Genomic DNA, 17,235 nt, shown 5'->3' with positions numbered 1-17,235 from the left:
CCGGTCTCATGCCGCCATTCTGCCGATCGAGTGATATTCGATGCCATGGCGGGCGATGACCTTGGGGTCATAGAGGTTGCGGCCGTCGAAAATGACCGGCGTGGTCAGCGCATCCCTCATCGCGTCGAAGGACGGCGCGCGAAAGCTCTTCCATTCTGTGGCGATCAGCAGCGCATCGGCGCCGCGCAGCGCCGCCTCCTTGGTGCCGCACAGAAGCAGGTCGTCGCGCAGCCCGTAAATGGCCTGGCATTCCTGCATCGCCTCGGGATCATAGGCCTGCACATTGGCGCCAGCCTTCCAGAGCGCTTCCATCAGGACGCGCGCCGGCGCCTCACGCATGTCGTCGGTGTTAGGCTTGAAGGCCAGGCCCCAGAGCGCAAAGGTCCTGCCTTTGAGGTTGCCCTTGAAATAGCGGTCCACCTTGTCGAAGAGAACCGATTTCTGTGCGTTGTTGCGCTCCTCCACGGCGCGCAGCAGCTTGGCATCGAACTTGACGCCTTCGGCGGTCTTGATCAGCGCCCGCACGTCCTTGGGGAAGCACGAGCCGCCGTAACCGAGGCCCGGATAGATGAAATGGTAGCCGATGCGCGGATCGCTGCCGATGCCCTTGCGGACCTCCTCGATGTCGGCGCCGAGTTGTTCGGCCAAATTGGCCATCTCGTTCATGAAGCTGATCTTGGTCGCCAGCATGCAGTTGGCGGCATATTTGGTGAATTCGGCGCTGCGCACGTCCATCACGATCATCTTCTCGTGGTTGCGATTGAACGGCGCGTAGAGTTCGCGCATCACAGCCTCGGTGTCCTCGCTGTCGGTGCCGACGATGATGCGGTCCGGCTTCATGCAGTCGGCGACCGCGGAACCTTCCTTGAGGAATTCCGGATTTGAAGCGACATCGAAGGCCAAATCCTCGCGGCCTCTTTTCTTCAACGTGTCGGCGATCCTGGCCTTCACCTTTTCGCAGGTGCCGACCGGCACCGTCGACTTGCCGACGACGATCTTGGGTTTGTCCATTTCGCGGCCGATGGTCTCGGCGACGGCCAGCACATATTTGAGGTCGGCCGAGCCGTCCTCGCCCGGCGGCGTGCCGACCGCGATCATCTGGATCTCGCCGTGCCTGACAGCGGCGGCGGCATCGGTGGTGAACTTGATGCGGCCGGCGGCATGGTTCTCCTTAACGAGGTTTTCCAAACCGGGTTCGAAAATGGGAACCAGGCCCTGGTTGAGCCGCTCGACCTTGGCGGCGTCGATGTCGACGCACACCACTTGGTGTCCGACTTCGGCAAGCACCGCCGCCTGCACGAGGCCGACATAGCCAATTCCAAACACCGTTAAATTCATTCGGTTTCATTCCCATGCAAGGCAGCGGACCGTTTTCGGCCCCGCCGGTTCAAATCGACTTTCCCAACTACTTTACACTGCATGCCAGCGATTCCGGAAATTGACAGGGTTCGCCGAGCGCCGTGAAGGCGACCCGCTCGACCTGCAGCGAAAGCTTGCGGCCCGGATCCGCGAACGCCCCCATCCAACCCTTCATCGTATCGCTGCCCCAAAAGCTGAAGAATATCTTCTGTGCATGGCTGGGCAGCTTCGCCGGGTCGGTAATCGTGTTCACCAGTTGGCCGTTGACGTACCATCGCAAGCTGTCCTTCTGCCAGACGAAGGCGTAGTCGTTGAAGGCGTTCTCCGTGCCCGCCGGCACGTCGACCAGTTTCTCGTTCTTGCCCTTGCCCGCGATATAGGCATTGACCTGCACCTTGGAGGTGTCCTTGGTCAGGACCTCGAAGTCGATCTCGTCCCAGGGCTGCTTGTCGCTGGGACCGATATAGGTGAAGAACGCCGCGTTGAGGCCGGAGCCGGTATCGGTCTTCAGCCGTGCCTCATAGGTGCCGTAGCCGAAGCGCTGCTTGGTCTGGATCTCGCCGCAGACGTAGTCGCGATCCTTCAGCGTCTGCTTTTCGAAGCCGAGCGACAGCACACCATTCGACAGTTCGACCATACCTTTCGACCAGGTGCAATTCTGATGGTTGCCGTTGTTCCAACCGTCGGAAACATACCAGCGCGCGCGGTCGAAGCTTTTGAAATCATCGACAAAGGACGGCGACGTCGGAATCTCCTGGGCGTAGGAAGGGGTTGCCAGCAAACCGCCAAGAGCAGCCAGCAGCAACGCCCCGAGCGACCCCAGCCGCCGGGCGACTTGTCCGGCCCGATATGCGAGAGGCGCTGCGTCAATTGCTGTCGTAGGTTTCGGATTCGAATTCATACCAAACTCACCTTTGCGCTGTGTGTCCCCAACCCAAAGTCGACGTTCGAACCGCTCCTGAACGGGCCAACCTTGACCTCCCTTGTGACCCTCTCGATTGCTTCCCGCCTTGCGCCAAATCTGTTGCAACAGTTCCGAGCCTTCACGTTCAACCTCTGCCGGCGCCTGCCGGCCAGGCGAATTCCGCCGCGGTGGCCGAATCAGCATCCTCGTCGAAGACCATATCCAGCGAATGACGGAGCTCTTTCATCATGCCGGCCTGGCGCGACAGCGCCGCGATGCGGCGCTCGCAATTCAGGATCGACTGTGTCAGTGCGCTGACTTCCGAAGACCGCTTGTCGGAAGCAGAGCCGTTTTCCATCGCTTCGACCAGGAAGGCGGCGTTGGTCGACGTCGTCCGGTAGCGATTCTCAAGCCCGACCCTCTCGGCCTCGATCTCGGCCGCAATCTGCTCGAACAGCTTTGCCAGACGATCGAGACGTGAAACATCGGCCTGCCGGTCGCGGGCCGGATCCCTTGATCTGAAACCGAATATCGAGGCCATGAACTCAGGTTCCTGTCATCGCCGGCCTATGGGCCGGGCTCTGGCCGATCCCCGCAGCCGGGGCTCAAAAACTTGCCTTGCATTGTCCTGCTCCTCTGAAGGAGAGACATCAGACCAATCCGATCGGGGGCCAGTTCGGCTGGTCGTCCAATATGCTGCACCGCAACATAGACTGCCATCGTCGGAGCCTCGAGGCAACCACCCAATTCGTAAACTCATAAATCCGACCGAAATGGTTTGCGTGCTTTCAGCGTTCCTTGCCCATGCTGGTTCCAGCCATCAGAAAGCGCAGCGGCGGCACAGGCTTTTGGCTGGACACAAGGCCGACGCGACGAAACAGCGCCTCGAGCTTGTCGAAAGCCACGCCCTGGACGATGGGGAGGAGATTGGACAGGCTAGCGAAAGCGTAAGCCGCGGCCGATGCCAGCCCCCGCTCGGCCTTGACGTCAAGGAAATTGCGCAGCCGATATTTGTCGCGGACGTGCCGTTCATGCCGCCGCAGCACCGCCTTCGAGCCTTCCGGCAGACTGTCGATCGACAGCAGCGCCAGATCCGCATCGGCCAGACGCTTCAGGTCCTGGGTCTTGTGGCGGCCGCTCAGGGAGTCGGCGCGGACGACGGCGCCGTAGCCGCAGGAGCGAATGACCTTGAACCGCGCTCCGCATGCGACCGCGCGGGCGTAGAGTTCATAGTCCTCGCCCAGCCGCAGGCTCTCGTCGTAGCTCAACCCATGGCGGTCGAGGAAGGCACGGCTGATCACCGGCTTCAAAAAGCCCAGTTCGCCCCTCTGCACGCGGCGCCTGGAGATGTTGCCTTCGACGAAGCGCTCGAAATCGAGGAATTCCGGCTCGGCGGCAAATTGCGGCGCGACGATTTTCGTCGCGTCGCCCGTCGCATCATCCCTGATCAGCATGATGTTGTCGGCCGCGAAATCCCAATCGGCCCCGGCAAACAGGTTGCGAAACCGGCCTTCGAGGAAAAAATCGTCGGCATCGAGAATGCTGATGAACGGCGATTTCGAGCCGGCGATGGCTGCGTTGCGGGCAAAGGAGGGGCCGCGATTGACATCGAGGCGCATCACGGAGAGCCGTCCGCTGCCATCATCGGCGGATCGTGCGACATCGGCGGTGTCGTCGGTGGAGGCATCGTCGACGACGACGATCTCCGCCACTTCCGGTTCGCGCAACGCGGATGCGATGGCGACGGCGATTGTCGCTGCGGCGTTTTTTGCCGCGATGATCACGCAGACCTCGGATTTCGTCATCGACATGGATTTGCCTCTCGTACAGGTAATATCGATTTGCCCTCGCCCCGTACTCGTTCGATGCACTACAGAATTGCCATCGGCATCCAATTTGCCTTCATTCAGCGACTTCCCGGCCGCTCGAAGATGCGGCGGCTGATATCGGCGGACGCCGCCCAGCCGGCTTCGGCCAGATAGCGGACCGGCGCGCGACCGCATAGTTCCCAAAGCACCGTCCGCCGTTGTGGCCACTGCAACGACGGCTGCCACGGCGCGATGACCATGCTGAGCAGATCCTCATTGCCGATGCGCGACAGGATCCTGGTCGCGCGCTTCGACAGCAGCGTGCCGGCCCCGCCGAGTAGCACATCGGCGGCGCGCAGGCCAAGCAGCAGCGTGTCGTCCAAACCTTGCGCGGTTGCGGCATCGAGCAAACGCTGCTGATCCGCCTCGTCGAGGCGGCCGGCGCTGGCGCCGATATCACAGACGTAGCCGGCGCAGGGTTCCCGGTTGAAAAGTGCCTTGGCGACGCTGATGCAGGACAAAAGCAAAGTATCGGCCACCGAGGTGAACGGCACCGTCGCACCGGCGATTTCGACCTGTCGCTTGCGCCGCAGGAACCCGTCCGCGTCGCGCGGGCTTGGCGAGCCGGGCTGCTGGAGGCGGTAGTGGAGATCGACGGTGGACGACCTCGGCCCGTCGCCCCGGGTCATGTGCTGTTCGCCGAGGAAGCGGACCCACCAGACGGAGCTCGACTTGCCTGATACCTCATAGCCGATCTTGCGAAGGGCATCACGCGCCCTGAAAAATCCGAGCGGCGAAACCAGAATGTCGACATCGCCCGAGGGCTTCATAAAATGGTCGTCGTAGAGAAGCTGCTGCTGGAACGGACCCTTCAGAAAAACGAAATCGATCTCGCTGGCGCGCAGCACGTCATGGATCGCCATCGAATCCATGATGCAGGACGCGTTCATCGAAACCGTTTTCCTGCGGTAGGTGTCGAGCCATTGGAAAAGCTCAGGCGGCCTTTGAGGCGCGGGTGCGCGCGAAAGGGCCTTGAGGACAAAGACGGCGACCTTGTTCAGCCTGGCAATGTCGGCAATTTTTTCACCGTCAAGATCGCGCATCGAAACGTCGCCAGCGCGCGGCCCGGCGAAATACAATCGCAGGCAGGCCTGCACATAGGCCACCTCGTCGGCACAGCCGGCGGCGCGCAATCGTTCGTATGAGCCATCCGGCAAGGCCATTTAGCGCACAATCTCCCAAGAAAGCGGTTCGCGCGGACCCTTATGCTGCAAGTGCGAAGCAAGCATCGCCAAAAACCTTGATGCCGTAAAGCCTTTCCTTTTGGAGTGCGAATTTTTGCAACCAAAGCGTCTATCGAGGTTGCGCCGGAAAGGGGTGAGAACCGCGGTCCCTTGCCACGTCGGTTTAGTCGGTCCCAGCCGAATTCTTCAAATAGAAGTTCCGTCCATTAGCGATACCTAAAGAAAGCACAACGCAAACGACTTAAGCAAGCAAATCAAGTGCTTAAAGAATCAGCACAGGCGCTGCCGTCGTGCCCAAGGAATCGGCCAAAAAGGACAAGTTTTAGGCATACCGCTCATGTCGTGACACCAGCAACTGTAATTGATTAACAGAAAGTAAAACAGTCTTGACTCATAAATGCTGCCGTGCAGCTATTGCAATGCAGCATAAAAGTGCTGACGGCACTCGACAGGCCGTTTCCAGTCCTAAATCGGAGAGTAAAATGGAACAGAATGTTGAAAAGCATGAATACGAAACGCCGAGCCTGACGGTGCATGGTTCGATTGAGACCATCACCCAGGGTGGCGGCGGCAGCACGGCGATCGACGCATCGTTCCCCGCGCACACGCCGATCGGCGACCTGACGTTCTCCTGAGACTTATAACCGTTTCCAGAGTGACATGTTGGGACTCTGGATTCAAAAGCAGACGTAAGAGGGGTCGGGGGGCCAGCCTCCCGACTTCTCCTGCGCCACTTGGAGATGTCGAAGCGTTTTGTCAGCGGGGTTTGGGGATGAACTGGAAGCTTTCCGACCATGATCTGGGCGACCACGATAGCGTGAGTGCGACCAAGGATGCCGTGGCTTGCGAGTTCGGCGACGGCTTGGCGCTGCTCAATCTCAAATCCAATGTCTACTACAGCCTGAATGGCGTCGGCGCCTTCATCTGGGATTTGATCCAGGAGCCCCGGTCGATCGGCGACATCCGCAGCGCCGTACTTGCGCGCTACAATGTCGACCCGGTGCGCTGCCAGGCCGATGTCGACGCATTGCTGAAGGGCCTGGCCGATAATGGGCTTGCGAGACGGCATCATGAGGCACTTGTCTAAGCCGGTCCAGCACAACGCCCTGGTTTCGCGGGCTCTGGTTTCGCGGGCCTCGGCTTTACGGCAGGACCCCGCGAGGGAAACAAGTTTCAAGCGCGGGGGAAGCCGGCGCGGGCTGGTCAGGATTTTCTCCCTGAGTGGCTCGGACATGATCTTCCTTGGCCATTGCCTGCTGGTGGTGGCGACAGTTCGGCTGGGGCTGACGCTGCTGTCCTACAATCGTGTACGCAGCCTGGTGACGCGCCTCGACGCGCGGCAGTGCGCTTCAATGGGCGAACTGCGGCGTGTCGCCTGGGGTGTTGCCGCCGCTGCCCGTTTCGTCCCTTACGCTACGTGCCTGACCCAGGCGCTCTCCGGGCAGTATATTCTCGCCCGCCAAGGCAATGAATCGACGATACGCATCGGCATCGAACGTGGCACGGGCGAGCAGTTGAAAGCACATGCCTGGCTGGTCAGCGACAACCATATCGTGCTTGGCGGATCGATCGACGGCTTCGCCCATCTCGTCGACCACGGCAGCCGATGAGCGGCATCGCCGGAATCCTGCTGCGCGGAGCACACGCACGGGCGGTCGCGGCGGCCGACATTCAGCAAATGCTGGCGCGCATGCGCCATCGTGGTCCTGACGGCAGTTCTTGGTGGCTGGACACCAGCATCGCCCTTGGCCACGCTTGGCTCAACACGTCGGATGAAGTCGGTCCAGGCCCTTTGACGATGGCTGGCGGCCGGCTCGCCATCACTGCCGATTGCCGGCTGGACAACCGTGACGAGTTGCTGGCCAGGCTCGGTATCCGCGACCAGTCGGTAGCCGACGCGATCGTGCTGATGCGGGCCTATCTGCGCTGGGGCGAAGCCTGTCCGGAGCATCTGCAAGGCGATTTCGCGTTCGCCATCTGGGATGACGAGCGGCAATCGCTGTTTTGCGCGCGCGATCATTTTGGCGTCAAGCCGTTCTACTACCACGCGGCGGACCGGCGTTTTGCCTTTGCGTCGGAGATCGGGCCGATCCTGGGCGTCGAGGGTATCCGCGCACGTGTCAGCGAGCGCCAGATCTCCGGCTTCCTGGCCGGGCTTCCCGACGACCCGCAGTCGACCCCCTACAGCGATATATTCAGCCTGCCGGCCCGCCACAGCCTAACCGTCACCGCACAACAGGTGATGGTGCGCCGATACTGGCAGATCGAGCCGTCGGCGCGGCCCTTGCGGTCGGACGCATCGGAGGAATTCGCCCATCTGTTCTCGCAATCGGTGCGCAACCGCATGCGGGGGACCTCGGCGGTCGGGGCAATGCTGAGTGGCGGCCTCGATTCCTCGTCTATCGCCTGTGTCGCCGGCCTGCAGAATGCCGCCGCGCGCAAGCCGAAGCTGCCAACCTTCTCGCTGATTTTCGAGAAGGGCTCGCCGATGGACGAGCGGCCCTTCATCGATGCTGTTCTCGATCAGCAGAAGGTCGACGCGACGCTGATCCCGGTCGGCAACTATGCCCCATTCGCCGAATTCGAGCGCGTGCTGGAAGAACAGGAAGGAACGTTCCTGGCGCCGGGCCTGACGCTCACCCGCGGCATCTACCGGACTGCCGGCGCCAAGGGCATCAAGGTGCTGCTGGACGGCCACGGCGGCGACGAGGTCGTCTCACAAGGCCACGGCCACCTGCACGAGCTTGCGAACGGCGGCCGATGGATGGATCTGTGGCGCGAGGTCCGCAGCGCATCCAACACCTATGGCGACAGCACGCTTGGCCTGTATCTCCAGTTCCTGACGCTCTACGGGCCGGCCTGGCGCATCGCCAGGCTGAGGCAAATGGCCAACCGTGCCCTGAACAAGATCCGCAAGCCCGCGCAAGTGCCGCGCGCACGAAGCTGGCGCGACCTGATCAATCCGGACCTGGCCAAGCGCACCGAGCTTGTCGACCGGTTTCACCGGGCCGGCTATATGCCGCCCGGCGTCCAGGCCAGCGACGCCTTGAGCCATCGCTGGATCCTGTCGAACGGCTATGTCCCGCATGCTTTCGAGGTTCTTGACAAGGCCGCCGCCAATTTCGGCGTCGAGCCGCGCTACCCCTTCTGGGACAAACCGCTGGTCGAGTTCTGCCTGGCACTGCCGGGCGAGGAGAAGCTGAGCCACGGTTTTGGCCGCTATGTGCTGCGCCGCGCCATGCAAGGCGTATTGCCGGAGGCGGTGCAGTGGCGGCGCGACAAGATCGACTTCACCGCCAATCTCGTCAACGGCATGCTGCGCAACCATCGCGACCTCCTGGAACAGCTGCTGGTCTCGGATGCGAACCGCATCGCGCCTTACGTCAATCTGCCTCAAGTGAGTGCTGCCTATACGCGGCTGCTGCGTCAGCCCGATCAGGCAGCCCCCCTGGATGTCCAGTATGTCTGGCGCTCGGCCTCGCTGTCGCTCTGGCTGCGGCAACTCCAGCACGGCGGGAGCCCTACGTGATGCCGCGCAACGAGCCGCTCGCTCTACGCAATGATGATGCCTTTTCGCATGGCCGGGCCATGCGAGAGCGCCGCTTCTACCGGGCCTACGGCCTGACCATCGCGTCGGAGGTGACGTTGCCCGAACTGCAGCCGGCGGCGCCGGGGGCGGCGGATGTCGTGATCGCCGTCGGCGCGATCGACCTGCCAAAGCCCTCGCCCGAAGCCGCGACCGACTTTCGCTTCGAGCCGGACCGGCAATATCTGGCCTGGCATGCCGTGGGCGCGTTCCTGATCACCGGTTTCAGCCGTATCGACATCGAACCGGCGCCCGGCGTCGACGATGCGCTGCTCGCGTTTCCGCTGCTCGGCCCGGTCATGGCGCTGCTCTTGCACCGGCGCGGCCTGCTTGTCCTACATGCCAGCGCCATTGCCGCCGCCGGCACGAGCGCCATCTTCATGGGTGACAAGGGAGCCGGCAAGTCGACGACCGCAAGTGCGATGATCCGGGCCGGGCATCGACTGCTTACCGATGACGTGGTGGCGCTGGACCTCGCCAATCCGAGTGAGCCAATGACCGTTCCGAGCTTTCCGCAGATCAAGCTGGCGGCCGACGCCGCGGCGGCGATCTCGCTCGAGGAAGCGGAAGTGCGGCCGCAAGTGCATCCGGCGATCGACAAGATGCAGCATCGCCTGAACGGTGGCTTTTCGGGCGACAAGGTGCCGGCGACCAGGATCTATATCCTCGAGCGCGGCGAAAGGGCTGAAATCACGCCCTTGCCCGCCATTGCCGCCCTGCCGGCCATCATCAAATTCTCCTATGTGACGCGCTTCGGGCGCGCGGCACTGCCCGGCGACTTCGCCGCGGCGCATCTTCGGCAATGTTCATGGATTGCTAACCATACCGGTGTGTACCGGCTGGAAGTTCCGACGGGCCTGGACAGGATCGGCGAAGCCGTGGGACTGATCGAAAAGGATCTGTCGGCTGGCAGCCGGCGGTCGTGAGCGCATCCATGTCGAAGCCCCCAATCCTTCGCCTGTCGCTGTTTCGGGAAATTGCCGCATTCGGCGCCGCCATAGCCCGGATCGGCGGACGGCGAACATGGACGGCGCTGTTCTTCCTCATCCTCGGCAGCCTGACCGAGGGCATCTCCATCCTGTTGCTCCTCCCGCTGCTGCATCTGGTCGGACGCGCCGACCAGGATTTCGCTGTTCGGCTGCCCAACAATGATTTCGTGCGCTGGCTGGTGCCTGATGGCACGCTGCAACTGACGACCGTGCTTTGCGCGCTGGTCGGGCTTGTTGCAGCGCAGGCGGCGTTCAATCGCTTCAAGTCGGTCTACATGGCCAGATTGCTGTTCGATTTCATCAATCGCGTTCGCATGAACCTGTTCGAAAGCATCGGCAAGGCGCGCTGGGGAGTTTTTACACGCATGCGCAGTTCCGACCTCGACCATGCCCTGACCGGCGACATCGACCGCGTCCAGGGCGCGGCTTTCGCACTGCTGATGTTGGTGCAGATCGCCGTTCTTTTGGCCGGCTATCTTCTCGTTTCCGTGTTCATCTCGCCGGTCATGACGCTGTTTGCTGTCGTCATCGGCATCCTGATGTTCGTGGCGCTGCGGCCCTTCCGGGCACGGGCCACTGCCTTCGGCCGTGTGCTGACCGCCAATCGCCAGGATCAGTACCGGACGGTCTCGGAATTTCTCGGCGGCATTAAGGTGGCCAAGAGCCTGAACGTCGAGGACAGCTATTTCGCACAACTGCGGTCAACGCTTGAGAGGATGAAGGCCGACAACATCGACTATGTGCGCAACAGCACCATCGGCACGGCGGTATTCCAGGTGGCGAGCGTCGTGGGCCTGAGCCTGTTCATCTATGTGGCTTTGGTCCGCTTCAACCTGTCGCTGGCCGAGATCGTCGTCCTGCTCCTGGTCTTCATGCGCATCGCGCCGCGCTTCATGGACATGCAGACGCAAGCCCAGCAAGTGCTGATCAACCTGCCCGCCTTTACGGCAATGCGCAGCCTGCAGGCACGTTTCGACGCCGAACGCGAACCAGGCCATACCGAGTTCGCCGACGCCGGGACGCTCTCCCTCAATACGGGATTGAATATTCGCGGCGTCTCCTTCGCCTACGGAGATGCTGGCGACAAGGTGGTGGTGAGCGGCATCACCTTCGGCCTGCCGGCCGGCAAGGTCACCGCCCTGATCGGCCCGTCCGGATCGGGCAAGAGCACGATCGCCGACATGCTGCTTGGCCTGCTGGAGCCCACCATCGGCAAGATGCTTGTCGACGGCGTCGAGATCGATGCCAGCAATCGCCGTCGCTGGCGCGACCAGGTGGCCTATGTGCCGCAGGACGTGTTCCTCCTGCACGACACGATCGCGGCGAACCTGCGCCTCGCCGCGCCACGGGCCAGCGATGGCGATCTGTGGGCCGCGCTGCATCAGGCGCACGCCGGCGAATTTGTCGAACGGCTCGACCTCAGGCTCGAGACGGTGGTCGGCGATCGCGGCGTGCGGCTCTCTGGCGGCGAACGCCAGCGCATCGCGCTCGCACGCGCGCTGCTGCGCAAGCCGTCGCTGCTCATCCTGGACGAGGCGACCAGCGCGCTCGACTGGCAGAACCAGTCGCTGATCGCCAGGTCGATCGACGGATTGCGCGGTACGATGACGATCCTGACCATCGCGCACCGGCCGTCGATGATCGCCTTCGCCGACTGGGTGGTGGCGATTGAAAACGGCCGTATCGTCGAGGTCGGCCAATATCAGCGGCTGAAGGAAAAAACCGGCAGCCGGTTATCGAGGATGCTGTCGGGGGAACAGTCGGAGAGCGAACCCGCTGATGTGGCGTGAGCCGGCGACCAAGGCGCGTCGCGCCGAAACGGATTCACGCGGCGCTTAGTCTCTTGTGTCGAAGCATGCCGTTGGCTCCAAACCGGGGCCACGTTTGAGCAGTCTGCATCAATGCAGGCCGCGCCTGGCACCGCCCAGCTTCTCGCTTTCGGCGACCTCGGGTGCGTTCAGTTTGCGCTCGGCGTCACGAGCTATGTCGGCAGGCGTCGGCGCGCTCCTGGCGATCATAGTGTAGATGAGCACGAAATAGCCGGCCTGAATGGTCACGGCGCAGATGATGACGCGCACCAATATCGTGCCCATCGACGCACCGCCCAGCCAGGACCAGCCGACGACGATCGCCAGAGCGAAAATCATCCCGAGGATGAATTTTGGAAGTGCCATACCCAACAGCCCATAAACCGGCTCGGGTACTATCGTGATTGCCCCACCCGAGCGCCGTCCCTTGTCATGTGGGCTTGTTGAGGTCGCCCACTCTCGACCGGTTGCTTCCGGCCTTTTCCACCTGTCGTCACCGTGACAGGTATAATTTGCAATTCTATTAAGGCGAGCAATAGGCGGCAAGGGCAACTTCGGATATTTTTGATCGAGCTTTTGCGATCGACTCTGCCATGCTGCAATGCACGCAACGGGAGCTAAGCCGATATCCTCTCGTCGCCATTTTTCAGTAAAAAAGGCAACATTAAGTAGTATTTTATACGGTTTTCACCAAGCATCACGGCCTGATGAAGCACTAGTTTGCACCTCGCCTTGGCAGATAGGTAGGTCCGCCTAAAAATCGCCCCACAAAGGCCTCTATTTTTTCGGCTGTGCCCATTTATTGTCACAAATGTGCTAAATATGCCGAAATTTGTGCATGGCAAGCTTATTATTTAGTCAATTCATGACGTGACTATTTCAACGGGGTGGTAAATTGTGTGTTGCGCTGCAACATTTTTTTGGTATCGTGCGGTGAACCATTCGTTCAACGCATGGAGTTTACGGCATGAGGGACGTTGCCAAGTCGGCCACCGCGAGCTTTTCGCAGGCTGACATCGATTTTCCGCCGCCGATCGGCGGCCTGCTCAAACGCAGCTTCGATATCACCGGTTCACTGATTGGCTTGATCGCCCTCAGCCCGCTGTTTGTCATGATAGCGCTGCTCGTCAAGTTTTCCGACGGCGGCTCGATTTTCTACGGCCACAGGCGAATCGGGCGCGGCGGACGGATTTTTCCTTGCCTGAAGTTCCGCACCATGGTTCCGGACGGCGACAAGGTGCTGGCGGCCTATCTCGCCACCAACCCAGACGCCAACGCGGAATGGATCGCGACCCGCAAGCTGAAGAACGACCCGCGCGTCACCCGCGTCGGAGCGGTGCTGAGGAAACTCAGCCTCGATGAACTGCCGCAGATCCTCAACATCCTGCAGGGTGATATGAGCCTTGTCGGTCCGCGTCCGGTCGTGCGCGACGAACTGGAGATCTATGGCACATCCGCCGTCTATTACCTAAAATCCCGCCCGGGCCTGACCGGCCTGTGGCAGGTCAGCGGCCGTAACGATGTGTCCTATGACAGCCGCGTCGCCTTCGACCGTCACTATGTCGAGAACTGGTCGCTGTTCGAGGACGTTCGCATCATCATCAAGACCGTCCCGGCCGTGTGGATGTCGCGCGGTTCTTACTGACAAGCCGGTGGCCAATGCCAGACATTGGCGTCGGCCATTCGACGCAAGCTCATCGGGCGATGGGGCTATAGCGGATCGGAACGTTGAGTTGAAAACAGATTTGTTCGAAGCCTTTCGCAGCGGCCCGGATTCCGGCCGGTTGCGGCGGGCGCGCTTGTTGGCCACATGCCTTGCCATGGCCCTCGTTGTCCCGCACATCGCCGCCGCCGGCGACTATCGCCTCGGCTCGCAAGACAAGCTCACCATACGTGTCGCCGAATGGCAGACCGTGGAAGGCACATTTCGTGACTGGTCGGCAGTGAATGGTGAGTACACGGTCGGTCCGTCCGGTACGCTGTCGGTGCCGTTCGCCGGCGAGTTGCCGGCGTCCGGCAAGACCACGTCGGAAATCGCTACGGCGATCGGCGAAGCGCTGCAGAAAAAGCTCGCTTTGTCAGACAGACCGGAAGCCTCGGTCGAGATGGCGCAGTTCCGGCCGTTCTACATTTCGGGCGAAGTCCAGAACCCCGGCCAGTTTGCTTATGTGCCCGACCTGACAGTGTTGAAGGCCATCAGCGTCGCCGGAGGCATCAGGCGCAACGCCGATTACGGCCCCCAGCTCGGCAAGGACCTAGTCACCGCCAAGGGCATGTTCGACATCTCCGACGATCAGCGCATTCGACTGATTGTCAGGCGCGCCCGCATCGACGCGGATATGGCCGGCAAGGCGAGTTTCGAGGTGCCGAAGGAGGTCGAGGGCGATCCGAGGCTGCCAGCCATCGTCGCGGACGAGATGACAATCCTGACGGCTGACCAAAAGGCGCTGAAGCTGAAACTTGAAGCGCTCGACGATCTGAAAGGTGTCTTGGAGTCCGAGATCGAATCGCTGCAGAAGAAGATCGTCAACCAGCAGCAGCAGGTCGACCTGGCGCAGCAGCAACTCGCCAGCATCGGTCCGCTGGCGCAAAAGGGCCTGATCGCCAATGCCCGACTGCTGGATTCGCGCCAGTCCGTGGCCGACCTGCAGGGCAAGATCCTGGACTACGAAACCGCCATCCTCACCGCCAAGCAGGCGATCAGCAAGGCGAAGCAGGACGCTATCGATGCCCAGAACACCTTGAGTTCAAGTCTCGCCACTGACAGGCAGCAGACCGAAGCCGACTTGAACGAAGCCGCGCTGAAGGTGAATATGCAGAAAGGCCTCATAGCTCAGGCCAGCGATCCCGCGATGGCGGCCGCTATCACAAACGATCAGCAACCTACGCTGCTCTATTCACTGGTGCGCAATATCGACGGCAAGACCACCGAAATTGCCGCCAAGGAAGAAACACTGGTGCTGCCTGGCGATGTGATCAAGGTCAAGCTGGCGCCACTGGCCAGCCAGTAGTCCGACCGCCAACACGATCCAGTGTTTCGAACCAGAACCTCACCCCAACGAAATCAGGATGAGGCTCTTTTTCGTTGAGCATCTCCAGCGCAAATCGTGAGCGCTTTGGGATCGTGCCCTATTCCGCCAGGGATGGGTTTCCCGTTTGTGCACATGCCTGTTCGAACGAGGGCCTCTCCCTTCAGCCCGCGAGATGACTACTCATGACGGGTCGGGGGCCGCCGGACGGCCGGCATGCCGGGGCCAATCAGCTTCTCCCCTGGCCTTCGCCTGCTCCAGCGCCTGCAATCGGTGCGTGCGGGTGACGGGCACGCGCGCCAGTTTGAAGTAGCTGAAATACATCAGGAAAGAGCCCATGATGTAGGGGTTGAGAATCTCGACCTCGACGAAGGAGCGGATCAGCAGCAGCACCATCACGCCGAAGAGGATCACCGAATCCGCCTGCCAGGTCCTGAAGATGACCGCCGAAACGTGGCCGTAGAGCGTGCGCAGCATGATCAGCGAGACCAGCGTCGCCCCGACGAAGCCGAGCTCAACGAGGGCTTCGATATAGGTGTTGTGAAAGTGGAAGCCGGTGCGGGTGGTGATGTAGAACTCGTTCCACAGCCGCTCGGCTTCAGCAAAACCCTGAACCCAGTAGGCGGCATAGCCGACGCCGAGAAGCGGCGCTTTCTGCACGGCGTTCCAGCCCTGCTCCCACAGATACGTCCGCCCGGTGAGTGTCGAATCCTTGCCGAAGAGGCCAAGCACGAAGTCCATCAGCCCGAGATTCAAGGCGACAAAGGCAGTCACGACCAGCAGGCCGGCACCGATCAGGAAGATCACTCGGCGGTAGCGCCGCGACAAAATTTTGCTCATCGCAAGAAGCGCCACCAGCGCCAGAACCGCCGGTATCGAGGCCATCGAGGTGGCGGAATGCGAGGCGACCAGCACATAGGCCGACAACAGCACGACGGGCACCGCCAGGATGAGGCTCAGCCGGCCGCGCCTGTAAAAGGCAAGAAAGACGACGCAGAAATAGATGCCGAGCGAGCCGACGAAGCCGATCTGGTTCTTGGAGGCGAAGGCGCCGACAAAGTTGACGGTGCCGTCGAGAACGTCCTCGGAATAGTTCGCGACCTTCAGCGAATAGAGAAGGACGACGAATATCCCGACCAGCGCCCCTATGGTCAGCGTGCGCACGCTGACGGTGCGCGCAGCTACGTAAGCGCAGGCTATATGGGAAAAGTACTGGACCGCCGTTCTCGCCGTGGTGCCCGGCGCCTGCGACCAAAAGACAGAGGAGCAGACATAGGCCGCAAACAGCAGCGGCAACCAGGCGCTGGACAGATGCCGCAGAAACCGCCGGTGGTCGACCAGGATGAGTGGAAGCCAGACCGCGTAGTAGGCGAGGATCAGCACCTGGCCGAAAATGACGGAGTAGGAAAACGCCCAGATCGAGACGGCTACGGCAAAGGCGCCATAGACCGAGTTCTTCTCAGGATCGACCAGCAGGGACTTTGGGATCTTCATCTCAGAGTCCCGTCGACGCAACCCGGAGCCGGCCGACCCTGGGCCGGACGGCATATCCGCAAACAAGGGCGTGCAATAAACGGCGTCTCCATTGTGCAGTGCAATATAAACTATCGCACTTTGGCACTCAATGGCAAATCCGGTCACCTTGTCTTACAGCCCGCGAGAAACGCGGAGTGTGGGCGCTACCAAAGTGCTCCGCCGGTGATCTGTATGTTCTCCATGGTGATGCCCCTGGCCAGATCGGAGCACAGGAAGACCGCCAGAGCCGCGATCTCCTGCGGCTGCAGCATGCGCTGCTGCGGGTTGCCCCTGGCGATTTCGGCCATCGCCTCGTCTGATGTGCGCCCCTTGCCTTCGCGCTCGACGACCTGCGCCACGTTGCGGCGCATCAGTTCGGTCTCGACCCAGGTCGGGCTGATCATGACACAGGTGACGCCGTGCGCCGCCCCTTCCAGCGCCACGCAGCGTGTAAGGCCGAGAAGGCCGGCCTTGGACGCGCAGTAGGCAGGGTTGTCCTTCCAGCCGACCGAGGCGGCCGTCGAGCCGATGTTGACGATGCGGCCCCAGCCGCGCTCGATCATGCCGGGCAGAACCGCGCGGGTGGCGCGGAAGGCGCCGGTCAGGTTGGTGTCGACGATCTTGTCCCAAAGCGCGTCGGAATGGCCGCAGACCGGCTGCTCGGTGGTGGTGCCGGCGGCGTTGACCAGAATGTCGGTGGGGCCGATGGCTGCGTCGGCGTCAGCCGCGAAACGGTTGGTGACGTCGCTGTCGCGAACGTCAAGGTGTGCGGCGTGAACTTTCGTTCCATGGGCAGCAAGGGCCGCACGCACCCGCTCGATCTCGTCCGCGCCCGGATAGTAGGCGGCGTCGGACCTGTCGGAGCCGGACGGCGCGATGTAGGAGCCGACGGCAACGTTGGCGCCGGCTTCAGCCAAAGCCGTGGCAATGGCAAAGCCCATGCCCGAGAACCCACCAGTAACGATGGCGCTACGGCCGGAAAGGTTGTTCATG

Annotated in this window: 16 protein-coding genes; 8 read left to right on the top strand and 8 right to left on the bottom strand. The window is 61.7% G+C overall.

All coding sequences use genetic code 11. The annotated features are described in order from the left end of the window. Window positions 1–6: 6 nt before the first annotated feature. From EOA16_RS05955 to EOA16_RS05935, 5 genes are all read right to left on the bottom strand, one after another. A complete protein-coding gene (locus EOA16_RS05955; RefSeq protein ID WP_127256333.1) occupies window positions 7–1,338 on the bottom strand; it encodes a UDP-glucose/GDP-mannose dehydrogenase family protein in 1,332 nt (443 codons plus the stop codon). Between the two features lie 67 nt (window positions 1,339–1,405). Next, the gene (locus EOA16_RS05950) at window positions 1,406–2,260 is read right to left on the bottom strand and encodes a family 16 glycosylhydrolase (RefSeq protein ID WP_127256945.1); all 855 of its coding nucleotides are present in this window, start codon (window positions 2,258–2,260) and stop codon (window positions 1,406–1,408) included. Window positions 2,261–2,408: 148 nt separating this feature from the next. Beyond that, window positions 2,409–2,804 (bottom strand): hypothetical protein, encoded by a 396-nt coding sequence (locus EOA16_RS05945; protein ID WP_127256332.1) that lies wholly within the window; start codon window positions 2,802–2,804, stop codon window positions 2,409–2,411. 247 nt (window positions 2,805–3,051) lie between these two features. Next, entirely contained in the window at window positions 3,052–4,074 is a 1,023-nt protein-coding gene (locus EOA16_RS05940; protein WP_127256330.1) for a glycosyltransferase, read from the bottom strand. Window positions 4,075–4,169: 95 nt separating this feature from the next. Next, window positions 4,170–5,294 (bottom strand): nucleotidyltransferase family protein, encoded by a 1,125-nt coding sequence (locus EOA16_RS05935; RefSeq protein ID WP_127256329.1) that lies wholly within the window; start codon window positions 5,292–5,294, stop codon window positions 4,170–4,172. A 503-nt stretch (window positions 5,295–5,797) separates the two neighbouring features. Here EOA16_RS05935 and EOA16_RS05930 point away from each other — a divergent pair. The 6 genes from EOA16_RS05930 to EOA16_RS05905 all read left to right on the top strand — a co-directional run bounded on the left by EOA16_RS05930 (window position 5,798) and on the right by EOA16_RS05905 (window position 11,680). After that, complete coding sequence (locus tag EOA16_RS05930; protein WP_010913078.1) at window positions 5,798–5,950, top strand: lasso peptide; 153 nt, start codon at window positions 5,798–5,800, stop codon at window positions 5,948–5,950. A 137-nt stretch (window positions 5,951–6,087) separates the two neighbouring features. Then, on the top strand, window positions 6,088–6,402 hold the full coding sequence (locus tag EOA16_RS05925; protein WP_127256327.1) for a PqqD family protein: 315 nt from the start codon (window positions 6,088–6,090) through the stop codon (window positions 6,400–6,402). Window positions 6,403–6,547: 145 nt separating this feature from the next. After that, entirely contained in the window at window positions 6,548–6,925 is a 378-nt protein-coding gene (locus EOA16_RS05920; RefSeq protein ID WP_024501836.1) for a lasso peptide biosynthesis B2 protein, read from the top strand. Beyond that, window positions 6,922–8,844 carry a lasso peptide isopeptide bond-forming cyclase gene (locus EOA16_RS05915; protein ID WP_127256324.1) on the top strand — a complete coding sequence of 641 codons (1,923 nt, stop codon included), beginning with the start codon at window positions 6,922–6,924 and terminating at the stop codon, window positions 8,842–8,844. The genes EOA16_RS05920 and EOA16_RS05915 overlap by 4 nt, the downstream gene beginning before the upstream one ends. Continuing rightward, on the top strand, window positions 8,841–9,827 hold the full coding sequence (locus tag EOA16_RS05910) for a serine kinase (protein ID WP_127256322.1): 987 nt from the start codon (window positions 8,841–8,843) through the stop codon (window positions 9,825–9,827). The genes EOA16_RS05915 and EOA16_RS05910 overlap by 4 nt, the downstream gene beginning before the upstream one ends. Window positions 9,828–9,835: 8 nt before the next feature. Beyond that, window positions 9,836–11,680 carry an ABC transporter ATP-binding protein gene (locus EOA16_RS05905; protein ID WP_127256320.1) on the top strand — a complete coding sequence of 615 codons (1,845 nt, stop codon included), beginning with the start codon at window positions 9,836–9,838 and terminating at the stop codon, window positions 11,678–11,680. A 108-nt stretch (window positions 11,681–11,788) separates the two neighbouring features. Here EOA16_RS05905 and EOA16_RS05900 read toward each other — a convergent pair whose 3' ends face one another. After that, window positions 11,789–12,064, bottom strand: coding sequence for an exopolysaccharide production repressor exox (locus tag EOA16_RS05900; protein ID WP_127256319.1), 276 nt, complete (start codon window positions 12,062–12,064; stop codon window positions 11,789–11,791). A gap of 601 nt (window positions 12,065–12,665) precedes the next feature. Here EOA16_RS05900 and EOA16_RS05895 point away from each other — a divergent pair. Then, entirely contained in the window at window positions 12,666–13,343 is a 678-nt protein-coding gene (locus tag EOA16_RS05895; protein ID WP_127256317.1) for a sugar transferase, read from the top strand. 100 nt (window positions 13,344–13,443) lie between these two features. Next, on the top strand, window positions 13,444–14,709 hold the full coding sequence (locus EOA16_RS05890) for a polysaccharide biosynthesis/export family protein (RefSeq protein WP_164754155.1): 1,266 nt from the start codon (window positions 13,444–13,446) through the stop codon (window positions 14,707–14,709). Between the two features lie 201 nt (window positions 14,710–14,910). Here EOA16_RS05890 and EOA16_RS05885 read toward each other — a convergent pair whose 3' ends face one another. Both EOA16_RS05885 and EOA16_RS05880 read right to left on the bottom strand, forming a co-directional pair. Further along, window positions 14,911–16,221 (bottom strand): O-antigen ligase, encoded by a 1,311-nt coding sequence (locus tag EOA16_RS05885; protein WP_127256314.1) that lies wholly within the window; start codon window positions 16,219–16,221, stop codon window positions 14,911–14,913. Window positions 16,222–16,406: 185 nt separating this feature from the next. Further along, window positions 16,407–17,234 (bottom strand): SDR family NAD(P)-dependent oxidoreductase, encoded by an 828-nt coding sequence (locus tag EOA16_RS05880; RefSeq protein WP_127256312.1) that lies wholly within the window; start codon window positions 17,232–17,234, stop codon window positions 16,407–16,409. Between the last annotated feature and the right edge of the window lies 1 nt (window position 17,235).

The sequence above is a fragment of the Mesorhizobium sp. M7A.F.Ca.US.008.03.1.1 genome, assembly GCF_003997495.1.
Lineage (GTDB): Bacteria > Pseudomonadota > Alphaproteobacteria > Rhizobiales > Rhizobiaceae > Mesorhizobium.
This window is presented reverse-complemented; position numbering and strand designations above follow the sequence as displayed.